Consider the following 18,281-nt stretch of genomic DNA (forward strand, 5'->3'; position numbering starts at 1 on the left):
CAATCGACGAGGCGTTCAAACAGTGCGTAACGACAAAGGACGCTTCATGCTCAACGTTTTACGTATCGCCAACCTCGCCCTGCTGATCCTGTTTCCAATCGCGTGGTTTGCCCCGCTTTTGCGCGCAGCGTTGCTGCCGATTTTCGGGATGGACGAAATCTCGGTCATTTCCGGTCTGCAAAGCCTTTGGGGGAGCGATGTGTTCCTTGCCCTGATCGTCACCGCCTTCGCGATCTTCGCACCTTACCTGAAAACCATCGGATTGGCCTTGGTGCATTTTGACCTGTTGAAGGCCAAGGTCCTTCCCGTGCTCGGGTACTTGGGCAAGCTGGCAATGGCAGACATCTTCTTAATCGCGCTTTACGTGGTTGTCGTAAAAGGCGCCGGACGTGTGACCGTTGAAGGCGGCTGGGGGCTCTATTTGTTTACGGGCTGCGTTCTGGCATCAATCCTTGTGTCCATATTCACAGCCCGCCACATCAAGGCGACGACAGCATGATGAACCGCCGCACCTTCATGGCGACCAGCTCAGTGGCGCTGATGTCTGGTTGTGAGGCCCGCGGACTTTTCACGGCGCCGATCATCGGAACGGTCTTTGATAATCAGCCGATCCTAATGGCGACCAACCGCGCGTCTTTTGACAGCAAGGAACATATCGACGGTCTGAATTTTTATGACCTTGATGTCGCCGTACCACGCAACCGTATTCCCGGTGAAGTGCCTGTTGAGGGTGACAACGCCTTTGCCCTGTCGCGTCAACGTCAGGTGACATCTGACCAAGACTTGAAACGCGCACTTGGGCCTGCTGGCGCGGAACCGCTGGTGATTTGGGTGCATGGGTTCAACAACACATCCGCCGAAGCCGTCTATCGACAAGCGCAGATGGTGCAGGACACCGGCATGCGAGGGCCGCAACTGTCATTCGTGTGGCCTTCCGCGACCACAGCAAGCGGCTATCTGTTTGATCGTGACAGTGCCTTGCAATCACGATCCGCACTCGAAGACCTGTTCATTCATTTAGGGCGCATTTGGGCTGGGTCCATAACCTTGGTGGCCCATTCGCTCGGGTGCATGCTGGCGATGGAAGCCTTGGTGCGGATGCGCCTGAAAAACCAACCCGTCGTGCTGGACAGCCTGATCCTTTTGCAGCCCGATATTGCGCCTGACGTTTTCACGACGCAGGTGAACGATATTTCACCGCTTCCCAATAGTTCTTTGCTCGTTGTGTCAGGCCGCGACCCTGCGCTGTTCTTGTCAGCGCGACTGGCGCAAACCCGAAATCGTGTTGGCGCGGATGTGGATGATATTAACCGCTACGAGGCCTTGGGCTTTCGCGTTGTTGACCTAACGGACGTGCGCGACGCAGAGGACAACCACCTTGTCGCGCTGACCTCGCCCACCGTGTTGGACTTTCTGCGCAATAACATCGGCAGCTGACGTAGACCTGCCCACTTGCGTTACATTTAAAATAGAATAAAACGTGAACATGGCAAAAGATATCACCTTCACCTGCACCGCGTGCAATGCGTCCACAACCAAATGGTCAGGGCGCTGTGACAGTTGCGAAGCATGGAACACCATTGAAGAAGTAAAGCCCCTGACTGGCGGCCCTAAGTCCAAAAAGGCGATGGGCGGCGGACGTGGCAAGCAGATCAACCTCACCGATCTTGCAACCCTTGAACCCGAACCGCCGCGCACGCTGTCTGGCGTGGGTGAGCTGGATCGCACCTTGGGCGGCGGATTGGTGAAAGCCTCCGCTATTTTGGTGGGTGGAGATCCGGGCATCGGGAAATCGACACTGCTATTGCAAGCGGCCGCACGGTTTGCCCGCAACGGGCTGAAGGTTCTTTACATTTCAGGCGAGGAATCCGCCTCTCAAGTGCAAATGCGCGCGCGGCGGCTTGGCCTAACGGAAAGCCCTGTGAAACTCGCCAGTGAAACAAACCTGCGCGATATCCTCACGACGCTTGAGGCGGAAAAGCCCGACTTCGTGATCATCGATTCCATTCAAACCATGTGGCTCGACACGGTCGAGGCGGCCCCGGGGTCTGTGTCCCAAGTGCGTTCCGCCGCGCATGAGCTGACGACATTTGCCAAGCAAAATGGCATCGCCGTGGTTCTTGTGGGTCATGTCACCAAAGAAGGCACCATCGCAGGGCCGCGCGTTGTGGAACATATGGTCGATACGGTGCTCTATTTTGAGGGCGAGCGTGGCCACCAGTTCCGTATTCTGCGCGCTGTCAAAAACCGTTTCGGCCCAGCCGACGAAATCGGTGTGTTTGAAATGACCGGCAAAGGGCTGGCTGAGGTCAAGAACCCGTCGGCGATGTTCCTCTCTGAACGCGGCGACCCTGCGCCGGGGTCGGTGGTGTTTGCTGGCATCGAAGGGTCGCGGCCCATGCTGTGCGAGTTTCAGGCGTTGGTCTCGCCCTCCCCCCATTCGCAACCACGCCGCACAGTTGTTGGCTGGGACGGCTCGCGCCTTGCGATGATCCTCGCTGTCCTCGAATCCCGCGCGGGCGTGCCGTTTACTGGCCTTGATGTGTATCTAAACGTCGCCGGAGGCCTGCGCGTGAGCGAACCTGCGGCCGATTTGGCCGTTGCCGCTGCGCTGATTTCCGCCCGCGAAGATGCAGCCCTGCCCAAAGATTGTGTTGTTTTTGGCGAATTAAGCCTCTCAGGTGGCCTGCGGGCCGCACCTCAGACGGAAAATCGGTTGAAAGAAGCGTCAAAACTTGGTTTTACCTCCGCAATCACTCCGGTTCGTGCGAAACGTGGCGGGGACAGCGGTGTAAGCATGCGCGAGATGCGCGACTTGCACAGCTTCGTGGAACAGGTATTCGGGGAACGATAACCCCGCAGAGCAAGACAAGGCGACAAACACATGGGCGATTTCACCATCATCGACGGCGTGGTCGCCATTGTTATTATTCTGTCAGCACTGCTGGCCTACTCCCGCGGGTTCGTGCGCGAAGCACTGGCCATCATGGGTTGGATCGTTGCAACGGTCATGGCATTTATCTTTGCGGATCAGGTGAAACCACTGGTCAAACAGATCCCCGTTGTCGGCGATTTCATCGGGGACAGCTGTGAACTCAGCGTGATCGCGGCCTTTGCTGCCGTGTTCGCTGTGGTCCTCGTGATTGTCTCAATCTTCACACCACTGTTTTCATCCCTGATCCAACGCTCCGTTCTAGGCGGATTGGACCAAGGCCTTGGGTTCTTGTTTGGTGCGCTGCGCGGTATTTTGTTGGTTGCCGTGGCGTTCTTTGTCTATTCCACCGTGCTGCAAAGCCAGAACATCCCGATGGTCGAAAACAGCCGCGCGATTGCTGTGTTTTCAAAAATGACGGGCAGCATCGAAGAGCGCGACCCTGAAGCCGCGCTTGGCTGGATCACAACGCAGTATGAACAACTTGTCGGTGAATGCGGTGAGCCTGTTGAGGACGTCGAAGCCGCACCTGCCGAGAACTAAGGCCAAGAAAGCCCACTATTATGTCGCGTGACGTCAAATATAGCCTTCTTTTTATCGCGATCTGCGCGGGCCTCTATGGTGCTGCTATGGTGTTTATGGCTGCAGGCCGCGCTTTTGAATTTAGCAGTTATCCTCGGTATGTTTTGCCCGCAGCGGCCCTCGCGCCGTTATTTTTCTCAAACCTCATTTTGAAAAAGCTGATTACAGCAAAGCCGGAAAAGTTCAGCAGCAAGGAACATATCGTGTTCGCGCTCATTGGCGTATTGGGTACAACCTGTGTTGCAGCATTTGTTGAGGCCAGTTTTCTGTTTCTCGCGCTGTTCCAAAGCATCGAGATCACTTTTCGCGAAGTTCTGTTTGCCCCGATTGATAAGCGATATACCGTCACTGTCTTGTTCGGGCAGAGTTTTATGCTCAGTGCGGCTGGCGTTGCGGCCTATGTTTGCGTCATTCGCATCCCCATGGCACTCAGCCTTCGGTGTCGCCCTCTGCCGCCGCCAACAGATAACAAGTAAACTGTCGCCATGATTGCGTGACACTTTCACGACAAAGGGTTAAACCCCCCTCAACGCTAGACCCTCGGATTCGGAGCTGCCCCCCGTGCCAATTAGCAAGCCCATGAGCCTTCGCGACCAAATGCCCCCTGCCCATCCCTTTGATGACGATAAATTAAAGGAAGAATGTGGTGTCTTCGGCGCCGTGGGGGTTGAAAACGCAGCCTCTGTCGTTGCCCTTGGCCTTCACGCCCTGCAACACCGCGGTCAAGAAGCGGGCGGTATCGTTACCCACGATTTCGCCCACGGGTTCAGTTCAGCGCGCCGTTTTGGATATGTCCGCGATAACTTTACGGACGCTGAAACCATGGCCACCCTGCCCGGCCCGATCGGAATTGGCCACGTGCGCTACTCCACAGCGGGTTCTAAGGGGGCGACACAGATCCGCGACGTGCAGCCCTTCTTTGGTGAGTTCTCCATGGGCGGCGCCGCGATTGCGCACAACGGCAACATCACCAACGCGCTTGCACTTCGCAAAGAACTGGTCGAACGCGGTTCCATTTTTCAAAGCTCTTCTGACAGTGAATGCATCATTCACCTAATGGCGCGTTCCATGGGCAAAAAGATTCCGGATCGTATGGAAGAAGCCCTACGCAAAGTCGAAGGCGCGTTTTCCGTCGTTGCCATGACCCGAACCAAACTTATTGGCTGTCGTGACCCATTGGGCGTACGTCCACTGGTTCTTGGGCAGCTTGGCGATGGTTGGGTTCTGGCCTCGGAAACCTGTGCGCTGGACATCATCAACGCCACGTTTATCCGCGAGATTGAACCGGGCGAAATGGTTGTCGCATCAGAAAAGGGCGTTGAATCGCATTTCCCGTTCCGCCGCGCCAAGTCTCGCTTCTGCATTTTCGAACACGTCTATTTCAGCCGCCCAGATTCAATTCTCGGCGGCCGTTCTGTCTATGAGACCCGTGAAAACATTGGCCGCGAGCTGGCTAAAGAAAATCCAGTAGACGCCGATCTTGTTTGCCCCGTACCGGATTCCGGCACCCCAGCGGCGATTGGGTATAGCCTTGAATCGGGCATTCCCTACGCGATGGGCATAATCCGCAATCAATACATGGGCCGCACATTCATTGAGCCATCCGAAAGCATCCGCAACATGGGTGTTCGCCTTAAGCTGAACGTGAACCGCGCCCTGGTGAAGGGCAAACGTATCATCCTTGTGGATGACAGCGTTGTCCGCGGCACGACCTCGCGCAAGATCAAGGAAATGATCCTTGAAGCAGGCGCTGCCGAAGTTCACTTCCGCATCGCATCGCCCCCTACGGCGTGGCCTTGTTTTTACGGCGTCGACACGCCACAGCGGGAAAAGCTTCTCGCCGCGACAATGACCGAAGAAGAAATGCGCTCCCATTTGGGTGTTGATTCTCTCAAGTTCATCTCGCTTGACGGGCTCTATCGCGCAGTGGGCGAGGCAAATGGCCGTGACCCCAAAGCGCCCGCGTATTGCGATGCGTGCTTTAGCGGTGAATATCCGGTTAAACCTGCCGACATGGTCGAACAGGGCTTTGAGATGAACACCGCTGCTGAGTAACCCGTTACTCTTTATAGTAAATCTTACAGTTGAGCGTCCCGCGATACCTCTGGGTTGTTGCGCACGCTTTGCATCTAACTGCCAGCTCATCGGCTAGTTTACGCCGACGTAAAGCCGCCAAGCTCGACATTGCTGCAATGCAGCATTACCTGCGCCTCCTGTTAATAAAGGCCAGAAACATGTCGACCGAAACAACCAGTCCTGAAACCGCACTTAGCGCGACACATGTCGACGCCATTGATTTGTCCAAACCCCAACTTCTGGGATTGTTTGGCGGCGGCGACGGCCCGCGTGCCTTGCTGCGCAGCCCCGACGGGACAATCGTCACCGCATCCGTCGCAGATGTGACCCCACTTGGCGAAGTCATCGCGATCACGGATACCTACGTGCTGCTGCGCGATGAGGACGCGACCATTCGCCGCCTGACTTTGCCCGCCTAAACGCGCTGCGGGATTGCCAAGCCCCGCCTTCACGCCTAATGAGACGCCATGAAAACAGCTCTTATCACAGGCGCATCGCGCGGTCTTGGCGCGGCATTGGCTGAAGCCCTTGCCCCTACTCACCACATCATTGCAGTTGCACGCACGACTGGTGCGCTAGAAGACCTTGATGACCGGATCAAAGCCAAGGGTGGCGATACGACACTCGCGCCGATGGACATCACCGTGGACGCGGCGATGCAGCAGCTGTGCCGCTCGATCTATGATCGCTGGGGCAGCCTTGATTTGTGGGCCCACGCGGCCATTCACGCGGCACCATTGACCCCTGCAAGCCACATCAATCCTAAAGATTTCAACAAATCCACGGACATCAACGTTACATCGACGTCGCGGATGATTTCCTATGTCGCCCCCTTGCTGGGAGAAAACGGCAAGGCTGTGTTCTTTGAAGATGCACGCGGCGGTGAGGCCTTTTACGGCAGCTACGGCGCAACGAAAGCAGCGCAAATCGCACTGGCGCGATCATGGGAAGTCGAAACGGCCAAAACAGGCCCACGGGTTCAAATTTTATCCCCAAATCCGATGCCAACAGCGACCCGCGCACGTTTCTTCCCAGGTGAAGACCGTGACCCATTGGCGGACCCAAAATCCGAGGCCGCGCGCCTTTTGCCCGAAATCCTCTCCTAGAGTCTTTGATGCAACGCCTTGCGGGGCGCTTGCCTCCTTCTCACGTTGGGCCATTGCCGGACTCTGCCCCCTGTCATAACAAGACATAAAAAGGGGCAATTCATGCGTATTCTCATTACAAACGATGACGGTATCAACGCCCCGGGCCTTGCGACACTTGCAGCCATTGCACATGAGGTCGCCGGCCCAGAGGGCGAAGTTTGGACTGTCGCGCCAGCGTTTGAACAATCCGGCGTCGGCCATTGCATCAGCTACGCAGCCCCCACGATGATCGCCAAACTGTCGGACCGTCGCTACGCCGCCGAAGGGTCCCCTGCCGATTGCGTGCTTGCTGCACTCTATGACGTGATGAAAGACGCAAAACCTGATTTGGTTCTGTCCGGTGTAAACCGCGGGAACAACGCGGCTGATAACACGCTTTATTCCGGCACCATCGGTGCGATTATTGAAGCTGCCATTCAGGGCGTGAAGGGCATCGCACTGAGCCAGTTTTTTGGCCCAGAAAACCGCGATCTTGATGATCCGTTTGAGGCGGCTGCAAAACATGGCGCGGCAACTGTGCGTGCTATTCTCGACAAGGGCATCTGGACCACAGACGCCTATAAAGTCTTTTACAACGTCAATTTCCCGCCTGTAGCAGCAGCGGACATCAAAGGAATGCGCGTGGCGTCCCAAGGGTTTCGCGAAAACACACGCTTTGGCATGAAACCGGATGTCGCCCCAAATGGCCGCCGCTTTCTTTGGGTCACAGGTGGACCACAGGATGAACCCACAGGTGCGGGTACTGACGTCACTGCCAACCTTGATGGTTACACGTCAGTCACGCCGATGCGGGCCGACCTAACTGCGCATGACATGCTTTCTGACCTGACGGAGCGATTGAAATGAACGCAATGACCACCCGTGCAGAACACCAAATGCAGTTTCTATTCGCCCTGCGTTCCAAGGGTGTAACGGATGCACGCGTCTTGACGGCAATGGAAAAAACCGATCGTGCAATGTTCGTAACGGGCCATTTCGCCGATCGCGCCTATGAAGACATGCCGCTGCCGATTGCTTGCGGCCAAACCATCAGCCAGCCGTCTGTGGTCGGGTTGATGACGCAGGCCTTGCAGGTGAACCCACGCGACAAGGTTCTCGAAGTGGGGACAGGATCGGGCTATCAGGCCGTCATCCTCAGCCACCTTGCGCGGCGGGTCTATACGGTTGATCGTCACAAAACGCTGATGAATGAAGCACGAGCAGTGTTCCAAACCCTTGATATCACAAACCTAACCGCGTTCACCGCGGACGGTTCACACGGGTTGCCAGACCAAGCCCCGTTTGATCGCATCCTTGTCACCGCCGCCGCCGAGGACCCGCCGGGCCCGCTTTTGGCGCAGCTTAAGGTGGGTGGCATTATGGTTTTACCAGTTGGACAATCGGACTCCGTTCAGACGCTTATCCGCGTCACACGATCCGAAACAGGCTTTGAATACGAGGAATTACGCCCAGTGCGCTTCGTTCCCCTGCTTGAGGGCTTGGGAAAAGACTAAAACGGCGTTATAAGGCTGCAAAAGTTGGGCAAAAGACCTGACACATTTGAGGAGCAAGACATGGGCAACCCGCGTTTTCCAAATTCACGGCGTGTAATGTTCGTATCGGTCGCGCTACTGGCGCTCGCTGCATGCGATGAAGACGGCAACATCCGCAGTCAAGATTTTGACTGGGACTTGCGCAACTTGGGCGGCGGCTTTGATACGACCGAAGCGGCCCGCAATTTAGCCGCGCGCCCACGTCCTGATGATCGCGGCGTTATTTCCTACCCAAATTATCAAGTGGTTGTGGCTGAGCGTGGTGAAACGGTGCGCCAGATCGCTGGCCGTTTGAACCTTGATGCAAACGAACTCGCCGCCTTCAACGGCGTCGACGCTGATGTCCCATTACGCCGCGATGAAATTGTCGCCCTCCCTGCCCGCGTTGCTGAGCCATCGCCAGCGACAGGCGCGATCACAACGGGGCCAATCCAGCCGCCAGAAGTGAACGTCACCACGCTGGCCTCTGACGCGATTGACCGCGCAGGTGAGCAAACGACGACACCTGCCGCCATAACGCCAGCCCCACAAACGGGCCGCGAGCCAGGCCTGCACCGCGTCGCGCGTGGCGAAACAGCCTTCCAGATTGCGCGTCTATACGATGTGCCCGTCGCCGCTTTGGCGGAATGGAACGGATTGGGAAGCGAACTGACCGTGCGCGAAGGCCAGCAGTTGCTGATCCCCGTCGCAGGCGCGACGCCACCGAGCCCCGCCGCCGCCGCGCCCGTGGTCGAAGCCCCCGGTGCAGGTTCGGAAACACCCACCCCGCCAAGCGCGGTTGTGCCTCTTCCACCCGTTGATGTGACGCCCCAAACGCCCGAAACCGCACCGGAAGCCCCTCCAGCGCCGGATATCGGTGAAGTGACGACCCCGTCCCCAGCCACGAGCGCACCCTTCATCCTGCCGGTAAACGGATCGATCATCCGTGAGTACAATGCGGGCCGCAATGAAGGCATCGACATCGGGGTGCCCGCCGGCACAACCGTTAAAGCCGCTGCTGCGGGAACAGTTGCTGCGATCACCCAGAACACCAACGGCGCGCAGATTATCGTTGTGCGCCACACAGGAAACATCCTGACGGTCTACGTGAATGTCAGCAATCTGACCGTGTCCAAGGACGATACCGTTACTCAGGGGCGGGGCATGGCCTCTGTCGCGGAAGGTTCACCAAGCTTCCTACACTTTGAAGTACGTGATGGGTTGGAAAGCGTCGATCCAGCAGACTACCTGCCGTAACGGGGACGAAATCTTTAAAAGATATCGACTGATTTCCTCTTAAGAAATCGCTACCCGAGCGACACGCCTTTACGACCAGCTAGGTCAACGAAATACTGCCAAGCGACGCGACCGGACCTGCTCCCGCGCGTCGCTTGCCACTCAATGGCTTCCGCACGCAAAGTTTCATCGTCAATCTTCACACTATGGGCATCGCAATAGCCGCGGATCATCGTGAGGTATTCGTCTTGATCACAGGGGTGGAAACCAAGCCACAGCCCGAAGCGATCTGATAGCGATACCTTTTCCTCAACAGCCTCAGACGGGCTGATTGCGGTTGAACGTTCGTTTTCAATCATATCGCGGGGCATCAGGTGGCGGCGATTGGACGTGGCATAAAGCACGACGTTTTCGGGGCGCCCTTCGATCCCGCCATCCAAAACCGCTTTCAGCGATTTGTAATGGGCGTCGTCATGGCCAAAGCTGAGGTCGTCGCAGAACATGATAAACCGCTCAGGGCGGCCACGTAGCAAGGCAAGACATCGACCAATGCTTGGCAGGTCTTCACGTTGTACTTCGACGATCTTCAGGTCCTTCTGCATCGCCTGAACATCGCCATGTATCGCTTTGACAAGCGAAGACTTTCCCATACCCCGCGCACCCCAAAGAAGCGCGTTGTTGGCGGGTAAACCTTTGGCAAATTGTACGGTGTTGGCGTGCAGCGTGTCGCGAGATCGGTTGATGCCAACAAGCAAGGAGAGATCAACGCGGTTCACGGTTTCAACGGGCTGTAGACTGTCTGGGTCAGCGTGCCAAACATAGGCCGAAGCAGTGAAATCCGGGGCGGCAGCCGGCGCTGGGGCCAATCGCTCCAGCGCTTCTGCAATGCGTCCTAAGGCTTCATCGTTCACGTGTTGGCCTCATCGTCTTCATCGATGTCTTCGCCTTCTTCTTCGTCCTCGAACCAAAGACCTTCGGCCCGTAATTTCGCTTCACGTGTTTTTTCAACCCGTGTGACCAAGAAAATCGAAACTTCGTAAAGACCGTAGACGACTACAAACAAAATCATCTGCGTGATGATATCTGGCGGCGTTACAAGTGCGGCCAGCAAAAGTATCCCAACAACGGCGTATTTGCGCACATTCCGCAGGCCCTCTGAGCTGACCAAGCCAGCCTTGCCCATAAGCGTCAGCAACACGGGCAATTGGAAACACATGCCAAAGGCCATGATGAATTTCAGCGTGATATCGAGGCTCTCGTTTACCTTACCAAAGAAGGTGATGCGAATGCCTTCAGCTACAGGAGCAGTTTCTGGAACGTTTTCAGGCAAATCCCCAGTAACCGAGCGCATTAAATCGGCGATCAAGGACGGCACATCCGCAAAGCCAAGGAAGAATGCCATAGCCAGCGGTGTGACAACGAAGTGCGCAAAGGATGCACCGAGCAGGAACATAACCGGCGAGGCGATCAGGAACGGTAAAAACGCTCCCTTTTCTTTGGAGTAAAGCCCCGGCGCTACAAAGCGCCACAGTTGGTACCCGATTACGGGGAACGCCAAGGCAAAGCCAAACACCATCGAAATCCGGAACAATGTGAACAGATATTCTTGCGGCGAGGTGTACTGCATTGTCGGGTTTGGATCGCCCAACTCGCGCAGGGTCTCTTCAATCGGTTCAAGCAGGAACTGCAGGATCGGTTCCGCGACCACAAAGGCAACCACGATGCCGACGATAAACGCCAGAACTGCACGGATCAGCCGCGTGCGCAGCTCGGCCAAATGTTCGATCAGCGGCGCTGCGCTGTCTTCAATGCCGTCTTTGTTTGTGTCGGTATCGCTCATTTCGCGTCCTTGCTCGGCGTCTTAGCCTTCGGCGTGGTTTTCTTGGCGGCTGGCTTTTTTGCAGCTGCCTTTTTCGCAACAGGCTTTTTCTTTGCTGCTGGTTTTTTATCGGCTGGCTTTTTTGGGGCCGCCTTAGCAGCCTCAGTTTTCGCGACAGATGCCGCCTCAGCCGCTGCTTGCGCCTTTTCAGACGCCATGCGGTCTTCTGCGGCCTTTGCCATCGCTTTGTTGATCTTCTCGGCGTTAGCGGCGCGTTCCTCAGAAAGCTTAGATTTCAACGCTTCCGTTTCACCGCCACCCTTCACGGTAGACTTAACGGCCCCCTGAGAGGCCTCGCGGATCTTGTCGACGCCGAATTTTTGCGGGTTCGCAGCGGCTTTGATGGTTTTGTTGATGTCCTTCATGCCGGATTCGTCAGCGGCGGCATTCATCGCGCTGGAAAATTCCCGCGCCATGCCTTTCGCCTTACCAACGAACTGACCGACCTGTCGAAACAGGTTTGGAAGGTCCTTGGGGCCAATGACGATCAACGCCACAATCCCGACAACCAACATCTCCATCCAGCTTAGATTAGGCATTTAACGCCCCCCGCTCTGTGCGTTGTCACAGGTGACTTAAACTTTGTCTTCGTCGGACGGTGTCACGTCTTTTGCTTCTTCAGCGAGTGTTTCTTCCAGCTCTTTGCCGCCATCATCAACGCCCTTTTTGAATGCTGTAATGCCTTTGCCAACTTCGCCCATCAGGGACGAAATTTTGCCGCGTCCAAACAGGACCAGCACAACAACTGCGATCAAAAGAAGACCAGGAAGGCCGATATTATTAAGCATGTTTTCTCTCCAAGAGTGGCAGGCGATTTTGCCCGCATTGGCTTTGCAGAAAACAGAAGTAGTGACCCACAGAAAGATTTGGAAGGGGAAAAGTGCAATTTTGCCCCCTAATTCACAAGGGCTTGGTTAGTATAGTGACAGTTTTCTGGCAGTTGACAGTTTTTTGTCATAAGCTGCCACTAAAGGAGCCTACCACATGCGGCGTGCTGACAGATTGATGAACTTGATTCGACACCTCCGCGATGGTCACCTGCACCGTGCGAGTGACTTGGCCGAGGCGATGAAAGTATCCCTGCGCACGATCTACCGTGATATGGAAACGCTGGCGAAATCCGGTGTCCCTATCGTGGGTGAGCGCGGCACCGGTTACCGCGTCACGGCGGCGATCACACTGCCTCCGTTGAACCTTTCCATGGCTGAACTCGAAGCGTTGCACGTTGGACTTGCCGCGATGCGTGAGGCGCAAGATCCAGACCTCGCCGCCGCCGCGTCAAGCCTTGCGTCAAAACTGGATGGGGTGTTGCCCGAACTGAATGCGCCAAAGTCTTTGGCTGTTTACCCGTTCGCAGATGCAGCACGGGGCTTTCAGCACTTGCCAAAAATCCGCAGCGCCATTCGAGCACGGCAAAAATTGTTGATCAACATGGGAGGGCGGGACCGCACGGTGCGTCCGTTGCAGTTGGACTATTGGGGCCGCCTTTGGACCTGCATCGTTTGGTGCGACACAACGCGCAAATTTGACGAACTGCGCATCGACCAGATCGCGTCGCTACGCATCTTGCCGAGTTTGTTTGTTGAAGAGGATGGAAAGCGGCTGGAAGATTACCAATCAGGCAGAGCGCGGAAAGATGAAACAACGGTCGCGCCGGATCATCAACCATAAAACCGTGCCCTTCTTGGGCAAAAACACGGACGGAATGATCGCCTTCATTTCATTGCCATCGTCCAACGTGAATTCCACGAGGCTTTCAAACCCCATAAAGCGTGCGCGCTTAACCCTGCCGCGTGCAGGTGTGCCTTCCGCGATGGTTGGATTGGGGCCCTTACCGTGACGATCAAAGTCGATCTTTATGTGTTGGGGGCGAACGACAATATCGACAACCGTGCCGTCAGCCACACCTGGCACAAGGAATTGGCCAAAGTCCGTTTGCGCCAAAGCGCCATTAACTTCAGCAGACACGCTATTGATATCACTAAAGAAACCAGCGGCATCCTTATCAACCGGCGTGTTGTAAATGTTATATGGCGCGCCCCTTTGGACGATCTTGCCTTTGCGCATCAAGGCAATTTCATCAGCCATACGCATGGCTTCTCCGGGTTCGTGGGTGACCAGCAAAACGGCGGTACCTTCGGCCTTCAAGACATCCAGTGTTTCATCGCGGATGTCGTCACGCAGGCGGTCATCAAGCCCGCTAAAGGGTTCATCCATCAGCATAATGCGCGGGCGCGGCGCAAGAGCGCGGGCAAGCGCAACACGCTGCTGTTCACCACCTGAAAGTTCATGCGGGTAGTTGTCGATGTGGGCCAACATGCCGACCTTTGAAAGGAGTTCTTCGACACGTTCGCGGTTGCTGGACGCGCGACCCTTTAGCCCATAGGCAACATTTCCCGCGACGGACAGGTGCGGAAACAAAGCAAAGTCCTGAAACATCAGCCCAATGCCGCGCCCCTCTGGTGGAACGCGTTGGTTGCTGTCACAGATCATTTCGCCATCAACCCAGATGGACCCAGACTCCTGCGTCTCGATCCCTGCGATCATGCGAAGCGTCGTGGATTTCCCACAGCCAGACGGCCCAAGCAGGCACGTCACTTGCCCCGGCATCACCGACAGTGACACGTCATCAACAACACGCCGCCCACCAAAGCTGCGCATCAGGTTGCGAATTTCGAGGCGGGGAGTTTCCGTCACCAATTGAGGCCCTTAATCCTTACCGAATAAATCGGGAATAGAAGGCAGATAGCAACGCACCTAGCTCAGGGCAAGTGTCAGAGCGTCGCGTTTACAGCCCCGCCGTCCAACAACAAGTTCTGGCCAACAATAAATCCAGCATGCTGGGAACACAGGAATGCACAAGCAGCTCCAAATTCTTCACGTGTGCCATAACGCCCCGCTGGAATGGTCGCTTCGCGGTCGGTTTTGGCTTGCTCTGCCGAAATACCCTGCGCGTCGCTGACACCCTTATCAAGGGATACCGCGCGATCCGTGGCGTGAATACCGGGAAGCAGATTATTGATCGTAACACCTGCGCCCGCCACTTGGCGCGATGTGCCGCCAACATATCCGGTAAGACCAGCCCGCGCCGCGTTGGATAGGCCCAGTACCGGAATGGGGGATTTCACTGACTGCGACGTTATATTCACAACCCGTCCCCAGCCCTTTTCTATCATGGCTGGAATCAGCGCCTTGATCAGCGCAATCGGGGTCAGCATGTTGGCATTAAGCGCTGCGATGAAATCATCACGGTCCCAATCTGACCACATCCCCGGAGGCGGGCCACCCGCATTTGTCACCAGAATATCAATACCTTGCGCCGCATCAATCACAGCCTTCTGGCCCTCAAGCGTCGTCACGTCAGCGGCCACTGTCACCACATCAACACCGTAGGTTTCGCGAATCTTTGCCGCTGTCGCGTCAAGCGCCTCAGCCCCGCGTGCGTTCATAATCAGATCAACGCCTTCCGCCGCCAACGCCTCTGCGCAACCGCGCCCCAATCCCTTCGATGACGCACAAACCAATGCCCGCTTGCCTTTGATGCCCAAGTCCATTGCGATGTCTCCCGTTTGCGTTCATTACCCTAACGTCAGAAATCGCCCATCCTCGGGCCGATCGTTGACGATTTTTCGCCCTATTTCTAAAGTAGGTTTCTTCACAATGACCATCCCTGTTTTGAGTTAGAGTACCCTGAATGTCTGATACTGCCCGCAACACCATCGCCGTCTTCTCGTCTGACTTATTCGTTGTGACAGATGGCGTCGCAGAGGGCGAAGGCATTGCGTTCATGGATGAGCTTGTCCTTGATGACGTTTACCAGCTTACCACTGATACCCCGCGCAAGGCCCTCACCTACGAAAAAGGTGACGGTTCCGCATTTGTCATCGCCCGCGATACCGAAATCGGCACACCGGGGAATTTGCTATATCTCGACAGTGTTATCACTCTCATGGCGCCAGACAGCACCACATACGAAGCGTTGATTTTGGTCGAAGTCGAAAGCGACGAGGCGGCTGAAATCTACTTGATGCCGTTAGCTACGCTCAAAGCCGAATACGATTACCGCCTCGTTGGAGCGGATCGTGAAACTGCGGCGGCCAAGTTTGGTGATGTTGCCTGTGTGCGATTTGCCAAAGGCACTCACATTACCCTCGCCTCCGGTGAGCAGGTTCCGATAGAAGACCTAAAGATTGGCGACCGTGCTCTGACCCGCGACGCGGGCCCACAAGAAATCCGTTGGATCGGCGAAACCACACTCCGCGCCGTCGGGGATTATGCGCCTGTTGTTATTTCAGAAGGCGCGTTGTTCAACACCCGCGACTTGGTGCTCAGCCCGGATCATCGGCTGTTCATCTATCAACGCGAAGACCACCTTGGCGCTGGCCGTTCAGAAGTATTGGTCAAAGTTCGCCACCTCATCAACGACGACACGGTTTATCAAAAGGACGGCGGCTTTTACGAGTTTTACCAAATCCTGTTTGACGACCACCAGATCATCTACGCTGAAGGCATCGCCGCTGAAACGCTGCTTGTAGATGCGCGCACACGTGCCGCCCTCCCCGCAGAGGCGGGCGCGGCTGATCACATGGATGCCCCGCATCGGGACTTTGAAGTCACCGAAAGCCTCGCGAACCGGCCTGACATTGTGTCGCTTTTGAAAAAGGCATCTTCAAGCTAGTTGCTTGAAGCGATTAGTCATGATTGCTCTTGCCGAGGTGTCCCGATATAGCGCGACACATGACAAATCGCCCAGAAAACCGACCAAGCCTTCCCGCTGAAATTTCCCGCCGCCGGACCTTCGCGATCATTTCGCACCCCGATGCCGGTAAGACGACCCTTACGGAAAAATTCCTGTTGTTTGGCGGGGCGATCCAGATGGCGGGGCAAGTGCGTGCCAAAGGCGAAGCGCGCCGAACGCGATCCGACTTTATGCAGATGGAAAAAGACCGCGGTATTTCCGTTTCGGCCTCTGCGATGTCGTTTGACTATAAACACTTCCGCTACAACCTTGTGGATACGCCAGGTCACTCCGACTTTTCAGAGGATACATACCGCACGCTGACGGCTGTGGATGCTGCCGTCATGGTGATTGACGGCGCGAAGGGCGTGGAATCCCAAACGCAAAAACTGTTTGAAGTCTGCCGCCTGCGCGATCTGCCGATCCTGACGTTTTGTAACAAGATGGACCGCGAAAGCCGCGATACGTTTGAAATCATAGATGAAATTCAAGAAAACCTTGCGATTGATGTGACGCCGGCCAGCTGGCCAATCGGTGTGGGTCGTGATTTCATCGGCTGTTACGACATCCTGCGCGACCGCCTTGATATTATGGATCGCGCGGATCGGAACACAGTTGCCGAAAGTATTGAAATCAATGGGTTGGATGACCCGAAATGGGAAGAACATGTTTCCGCCCCCCTCCTCGCGCAGTTCCGCGAAGAGATTGAGATGGCAAAGGAACTGTTGCCTGCACTGGACCCCAAAGCGGTTCTTGAAGGAACCATGACCCCGATTTGGTTTGGCTCTGCCGTGAACAGCTTTGGCGTGCGCGAGTTGATGGAAGGCATCGCCAACTTTGGCCCCGAGCCACAGCCACAAACCGCAGAACCCCGCACCATCATGCCTGAAGAAAAGAAGGTCGCAGGCTTCGTGTTCAAAGTTCAAGCCAACATGGATCCAAAGCACCGCGACCGCGTGGCGTTCGTGCGTATGGCATCCGGTCACTTCACGCGCGGCCAAAAACTGACCCACGTGCGCAGCAAGAAGCAAATGACGATTTCAAACCCCGTCTTGTTCCTCGCATCCGACCGTGAACTGGCCGAAGAAGCATGGGCTGGCGATATCATCGGCATTCCAAACCACGGCCAATTGCGCATCGGTGATACACTGACCGAAGGCGAAGCGTTGCAGGTTAAGGGCATCCCGTCCTTCGCACCTGAATTGCTGCAAGGCGTGCGCGCGGGCGATCCGTTGAAATCCAAGCACCTTGAAAAGGCGTTGATGCAATTCGCCGAAGAAGGCGCTGCAAAAGTGTTCAAACCTTCGTTCGGGTCCGGCTACATCGTTGGCGTCGTGGGTCAGCTGCAGTTCGAAGTTTTGGCGAGCCGGATTGAAATGGAATACGGACTGCCCGTGCGGTTTGAACAATCCCAGTTCACATCCGCACGCTGGGTTTCCGGTGAAAAGGAAGCAGTCGATAAATTCGCCGCCGCCAACAAACAGCACATTGGCACGGACAGCGATGGCGACACGGTTTACCTCACCCGCTTGCAATGGGACATCGACCGCGTCGCCCGCGACTACCCCAATGTTGCCCTGACCGCGACGAAGGAAATGATGGCCTAGCCTGAGTCAGATCCGCAACAACCCGCCGATAGCAAAAGCTTTTTCTGGAACGTGCGGAAGAAGCGCCTTAGAATCCTGACCAACAGAGACGGGGTTCTTAAATGACAAAATCTACGGTTTCGATACTTGCATTAACCGCCCCCCTGACAGCGGGGGCGACGTTTGTGTGGGCGGATGACAATGCCGCGCAGTGGGACCTTCTTTCTCAGATCGAAGTCGAAGAAATCATCACGGACACGTCCTACGAAGTGCGCAAAGTGTTCCCATCTGCCATCGAAAACGGAGTTGAGCAGTTCGATATCAGCGGCTACCTCGTCCCGCTGAATGAAGGCGTCGAGATTTCGGAATTTATCCTCATTTCAGATATGGGGTTCTGCCCGTTCTGCGGATCACCTGAGCATGGCACGTCGTTGCAGGTCTCTATGGCGGCCCCAATTGCATATGAAGAAGGCAAGCGCGTTACCCTTCGTGGCGCATTGGAAGCAGTCACCGATCCAGAAACGTGGCAGACCACACTCCTTAACAACGCGCGCGCACTCTGACCCTCCGCAATCGCGTCCAGCCGGATGGCC

Annotated in this window: 21 protein-coding genes; 15 read left to right on the forward strand and 6 right to left on the reverse strand. The window is 55.9% G+C overall.

The window, feature by feature from the left end:
- Window positions 1–46: 46 nt before the first annotated feature.
- The 11 genes from OCA8868_RS03595 (at window position 47) to OCA8868_RS03645 (ending at window position 9,506) form a co-directional block, all read left to right on the forward strand.
- Window positions 47–499, forward strand: a complete 453-nt coding sequence (locus OCA8868_RS03595) for a paraquat-inducible protein A (RefSeq protein WP_093995518.1) — start codon at window positions 47–49, stop codon at window positions 497–499.
- Entirely contained in the window at window positions 496–1,437 is a 942-nt protein-coding gene (locus OCA8868_RS03600) for an alpha/beta hydrolase (protein ID WP_093995143.1), read from the forward strand. The genes OCA8868_RS03595 and OCA8868_RS03600 overlap by 4 nt, the downstream gene beginning before the upstream one ends.
- 49 nt (window positions 1,438–1,486) lie before the next feature.
- On the forward strand, window positions 1,487–2,854 hold the full coding sequence (gene radA, locus OCA8868_RS03605; RefSeq protein ID WP_093995144.1) for a DNA repair protein RadA: 1,368 nt from the start codon (window positions 1,487–1,489) through the stop codon (window positions 2,852–2,854).
- A 30-nt stretch (window positions 2,855–2,884) separates the two neighbouring features.
- Complete coding sequence (locus OCA8868_RS03610) at window positions 2,885–3,475, forward strand: CvpA family protein (protein ID WP_093995145.1); 591 nt, start codon at window positions 2,885–2,887, stop codon at window positions 3,473–3,475.
- 20 nt (window positions 3,476–3,495) lie between these two features.
- Window positions 3,496–3,990: a hypothetical protein gene (locus tag OCA8868_RS03615; protein ID WP_093995146.1), complete on the forward strand. Its 495-nt coding sequence runs from the start codon at window positions 3,496–3,498 to the stop codon at window positions 3,988–3,990.
- A gap of 121 nt (window positions 3,991–4,111) precedes the next feature.
- Window positions 4,112–5,569, forward strand: a complete 1,458-nt coding sequence (purF, locus tag OCA8868_RS03620; RefSeq protein ID WP_093995519.1) for an amidophosphoribosyltransferase — start codon at window positions 4,112–4,114, stop codon at window positions 5,567–5,569.
- A 179-nt stretch (window positions 5,570–5,748) separates the two neighbouring features.
- On the forward strand, window positions 5,749–6,009 hold the full coding sequence (locus OCA8868_RS03625; protein ID WP_093995147.1) for a hypothetical protein: 261 nt from the start codon (window positions 5,749–5,751) through the stop codon (window positions 6,007–6,009).
- Between the two features lie 48 nt (window positions 6,010–6,057).
- Entirely contained in the window at window positions 6,058–6,696 is a 639-nt protein-coding gene (locus OCA8868_RS03630) for an SDR family NAD(P)-dependent oxidoreductase (protein ID WP_093995148.1), read from the forward strand.
- 102 nt (window positions 6,697–6,798) lie between these two features.
- Window positions 6,799–7,584, forward strand: a complete 786-nt coding sequence (surE, locus tag OCA8868_RS03635) for a 5'/3'-nucleotidase SurE (RefSeq protein ID WP_093995149.1) — start codon at window positions 6,799–6,801, stop codon at window positions 7,582–7,584.
- A gap of 5 nt (window positions 7,585–7,589) precedes the next feature.
- Window positions 7,590–8,231, forward strand: a complete 642-nt coding sequence (locus OCA8868_RS03640) for a protein-L-isoaspartate(D-aspartate) O-methyltransferase (RefSeq protein WP_093995520.1) — start codon at window positions 7,590–7,592, stop codon at window positions 8,229–8,231.
- Between the two features lie 60 nt (window positions 8,232–8,291).
- Window positions 8,292–9,506, forward strand: a complete 1,215-nt coding sequence (locus OCA8868_RS03645) for a peptidoglycan DD-metalloendopeptidase family protein (RefSeq protein WP_093995150.1) — start codon at window positions 8,292–8,294, stop codon at window positions 9,504–9,506.
- 50 nt (window positions 9,507–9,556) lie between these two features.
- Here OCA8868_RS03645 and OCA8868_RS03650 read toward each other — a convergent pair whose 3' ends face one another.
- The 4 genes from OCA8868_RS03650 to OCA8868_RS03665 are packed head-to-tail and all read right to left on the reverse strand — an operon-like array spanning window position 9,557 to window position 12,152.
- Entirely contained in the window at window positions 9,557–10,396 is an 840-nt protein-coding gene (locus OCA8868_RS03650; RefSeq protein ID WP_093995151.1) for an ATP-binding protein, read from the reverse strand.
- Window positions 10,393–11,325 (reverse strand): twin-arginine translocase subunit TatC, encoded by a 933-nt coding sequence (tatC, locus tag OCA8868_RS03655; protein WP_093995152.1) that lies wholly within the window; start codon window positions 11,323–11,325, stop codon window positions 10,393–10,395. The genes OCA8868_RS03650 and tatC overlap by 4 nt, the downstream gene beginning before the upstream one ends.
- Window positions 11,322–11,903, reverse strand: coding sequence for a Sec-independent protein translocase protein TatB (gene tatB / locus OCA8868_RS03660; RefSeq protein WP_093995153.1), 582 nt, complete (start codon window positions 11,901–11,903; stop codon window positions 11,322–11,324). Before tatB ends, tatC begins: the two co-directional genes overlap by 4 nt.
- A gap of 36 nt (window positions 11,904–11,939) precedes the next feature.
- On the reverse strand, window positions 11,940–12,152 hold the full coding sequence (locus OCA8868_RS03665) for a twin-arginine translocase TatA/TatE family subunit (protein ID WP_093995154.1): 213 nt from the start codon (window positions 12,150–12,152) through the stop codon (window positions 11,940–11,942).
- Window positions 12,153–12,348: 196 nt separating this feature from the next.
- Between OCA8868_RS03665 and OCA8868_RS03670 the strand changes: the two genes are divergently transcribed.
- Window positions 12,349–13,035 carry a helix-turn-helix transcriptional regulator gene (locus OCA8868_RS03670; protein WP_093995155.1) on the forward strand — a complete coding sequence of 229 codons (687 nt, stop codon included), beginning with the start codon at window positions 12,349–12,351 and terminating at the stop codon, window positions 13,033–13,035.
- On the opposite strand, the gene OCA8868_RS03675 is transcribed toward OCA8868_RS03670, so the two are convergent.
- Window positions 12,982–14,025, reverse strand: a complete 1,044-nt coding sequence (locus tag OCA8868_RS03675) for an ABC transporter ATP-binding protein (RefSeq protein WP_093995521.1) — start codon at window positions 14,023–14,025, stop codon at window positions 12,982–12,984. The genes OCA8868_RS03670 and OCA8868_RS03675 overlap by 54 nt on opposite strands.
- Window positions 14,026–14,138: 113 nt before the next feature.
- Entirely contained in the window at window positions 14,139–14,918 is a 780-nt protein-coding gene (locus tag OCA8868_RS03680) for an SDR family oxidoreductase (RefSeq protein WP_093995156.1), read from the reverse strand.
- Window positions 14,919–15,058: 140 nt separating this feature from the next.
- On the opposite strand from OCA8868_RS03680, the gene OCA8868_RS03685 reads away from it, so the two are divergent.
- The 3 genes from OCA8868_RS03685 to OCA8868_RS03695 all read left to right on the forward strand — a co-directional run bounded on the left by OCA8868_RS03685 (window position 15,059) and on the right by OCA8868_RS03695 (window position 18,251).
- Window positions 15,059–16,042 (forward strand): Hint domain-containing protein, encoded by a 984-nt coding sequence (locus tag OCA8868_RS03685; RefSeq protein ID WP_093995157.1) that lies wholly within the window; start codon window positions 15,059–15,061, stop codon window positions 16,040–16,042.
- Between the two features lie 59 nt (window positions 16,043–16,101).
- Window positions 16,102–17,709: a peptide chain release factor 3 gene (locus OCA8868_RS03690; RefSeq protein WP_093995158.1), complete on the forward strand. Its 1,608-nt coding sequence runs from the start codon at window positions 16,102–16,104 to the stop codon at window positions 17,707–17,709.
- A gap of 101 nt (window positions 17,710–17,810) precedes the next feature.
- Complete coding sequence (locus tag OCA8868_RS03695; RefSeq protein WP_093995159.1) at window positions 17,811–18,251, forward strand: hypothetical protein; 441 nt, start codon at window positions 17,811–17,813, stop codon at window positions 18,249–18,251.
- Window positions 18,252–18,281 lie beyond the last annotated feature (30 nt).

The sequence above is a fragment of the Octadecabacter ascidiaceicola genome, from assembly GCF_900185015.1.
In the GTDB taxonomy this organism is placed as follows: Bacteria; Pseudomonadota; Alphaproteobacteria; order Rhodobacterales; family Rhodobacteraceae; genus Octadecabacter; species Octadecabacter ascidiaceicola.

Bases quoted from the DNA above. Each gene is read 5' to 3' on its own strand.
- OCA8868_RS03600 (WP_093995143.1), top strand. From the start codon at position 496: ATGATGAACCGCCGCACCTTCATGGCGACCAGCTCAGTGGCGCTGATG.
- OCA8868_RS03690 (WP_093995158.1), top strand. From the start codon at position 16,102: ATGACAAATCGCCCAGAAAACCGACCAAGCCTTCCCGCTGAAATTTCC.
- OCA8868_RS03680 (WP_093995156.1), bottom strand. From the start codon at position 14,918: ATGGACTTGGGCATCAAAGGCAAGCGGGCATTGGTTTGTGCGTCATCG.
- surE (WP_093995149.1), top strand. From the start codon at position 6,799: ATGCGTATTCTCATTACAAACGATGACGGTATCAACGCCCCGGGCCTT.
- OCA8868_RS03670 (WP_093995155.1), top strand. From the start codon at position 12,349: ATGCGGCGTGCTGACAGATTGATGAACTTGATTCGACACCTCCGCGAT.
- tatC (WP_093995152.1), bottom strand. From the start codon at position 11,325: ATGAGCGATACCGACACAAACAAAGACGGCATTGAAGACAGCGCAGCG.
- OCA8868_RS03630 (WP_093995148.1), top strand. From the start codon at position 6,058: ATGAAAACAGCTCTTATCACAGGCGCATCGCGCGGTCTTGGCGCGGCA.
- OCA8868_RS03615 (WP_093995146.1), top strand. From the start codon at position 3,496: ATGTCGCGTGACGTCAAATATAGCCTTCTTTTTATCGCGATCTGCGCG.
- OCA8868_RS03665 (WP_093995154.1), bottom strand. From the start codon at position 12,152: ATGCTTAATAATATCGGCCTTCCTGGTCTTCTTTTGATCGCAGTTGTT.
- OCA8868_RS03685 (WP_093995157.1), top strand. From the start codon at position 15,059: ATGTCTGATACTGCCCGCAACACCATCGCCGTCTTCTCGTCTGACTTA.
- tatB (WP_093995153.1), bottom strand. From the start codon at position 11,903: ATGCCTAATCTAAGCTGGATGGAGATGTTGGTTGTCGGGATTGTGGCG.
- OCA8868_RS03610 (WP_093995145.1), top strand. From the start codon at position 2,885: ATGGGCGATTTCACCATCATCGACGGCGTGGTCGCCATTGTTATTATT.
- purF (WP_093995519.1), top strand. From the start codon at position 4,112: ATGCCCCCTGCCCATCCCTTTGATGACGATAAATTAAAGGAAGAATGT.
- OCA8868_RS03640 (WP_093995520.1), top strand. From the start codon at position 7,590: ATGACCACCCGTGCAGAACACCAAATGCAGTTTCTATTCGCCCTGCGT.
- radA (WP_093995144.1), top strand. From the start codon at position 1,487: ATGGCAAAAGATATCACCTTCACCTGCACCGCGTGCAATGCGTCCACA.
- OCA8868_RS03645 (WP_093995150.1), top strand. From the start codon at position 8,292: ATGGGCAACCCGCGTTTTCCAAATTCACGGCGTGTAATGTTCGTATCG.
- OCA8868_RS03695 (WP_093995159.1), top strand. From the start codon at position 17,811: ATGACAAAATCTACGGTTTCGATACTTGCATTAACCGCCCCCCTGACA.
- OCA8868_RS03625 (WP_093995147.1), top strand. From the start codon at position 5,749: ATGTCGACCGAAACAACCAGTCCTGAAACCGCACTTAGCGCGACACAT.
- OCA8868_RS03595 (WP_093995518.1), top strand. From the start codon at position 47: ATGCTCAACGTTTTACGTATCGCCAACCTCGCCCTGCTGATCCTGTTT.
- OCA8868_RS03675 (WP_093995521.1), bottom strand. From the start codon at position 14,025: ATGCGCAGCTTTGGTGGGCGGCGTGTTGTTGATGACGTGTCACTGTCG.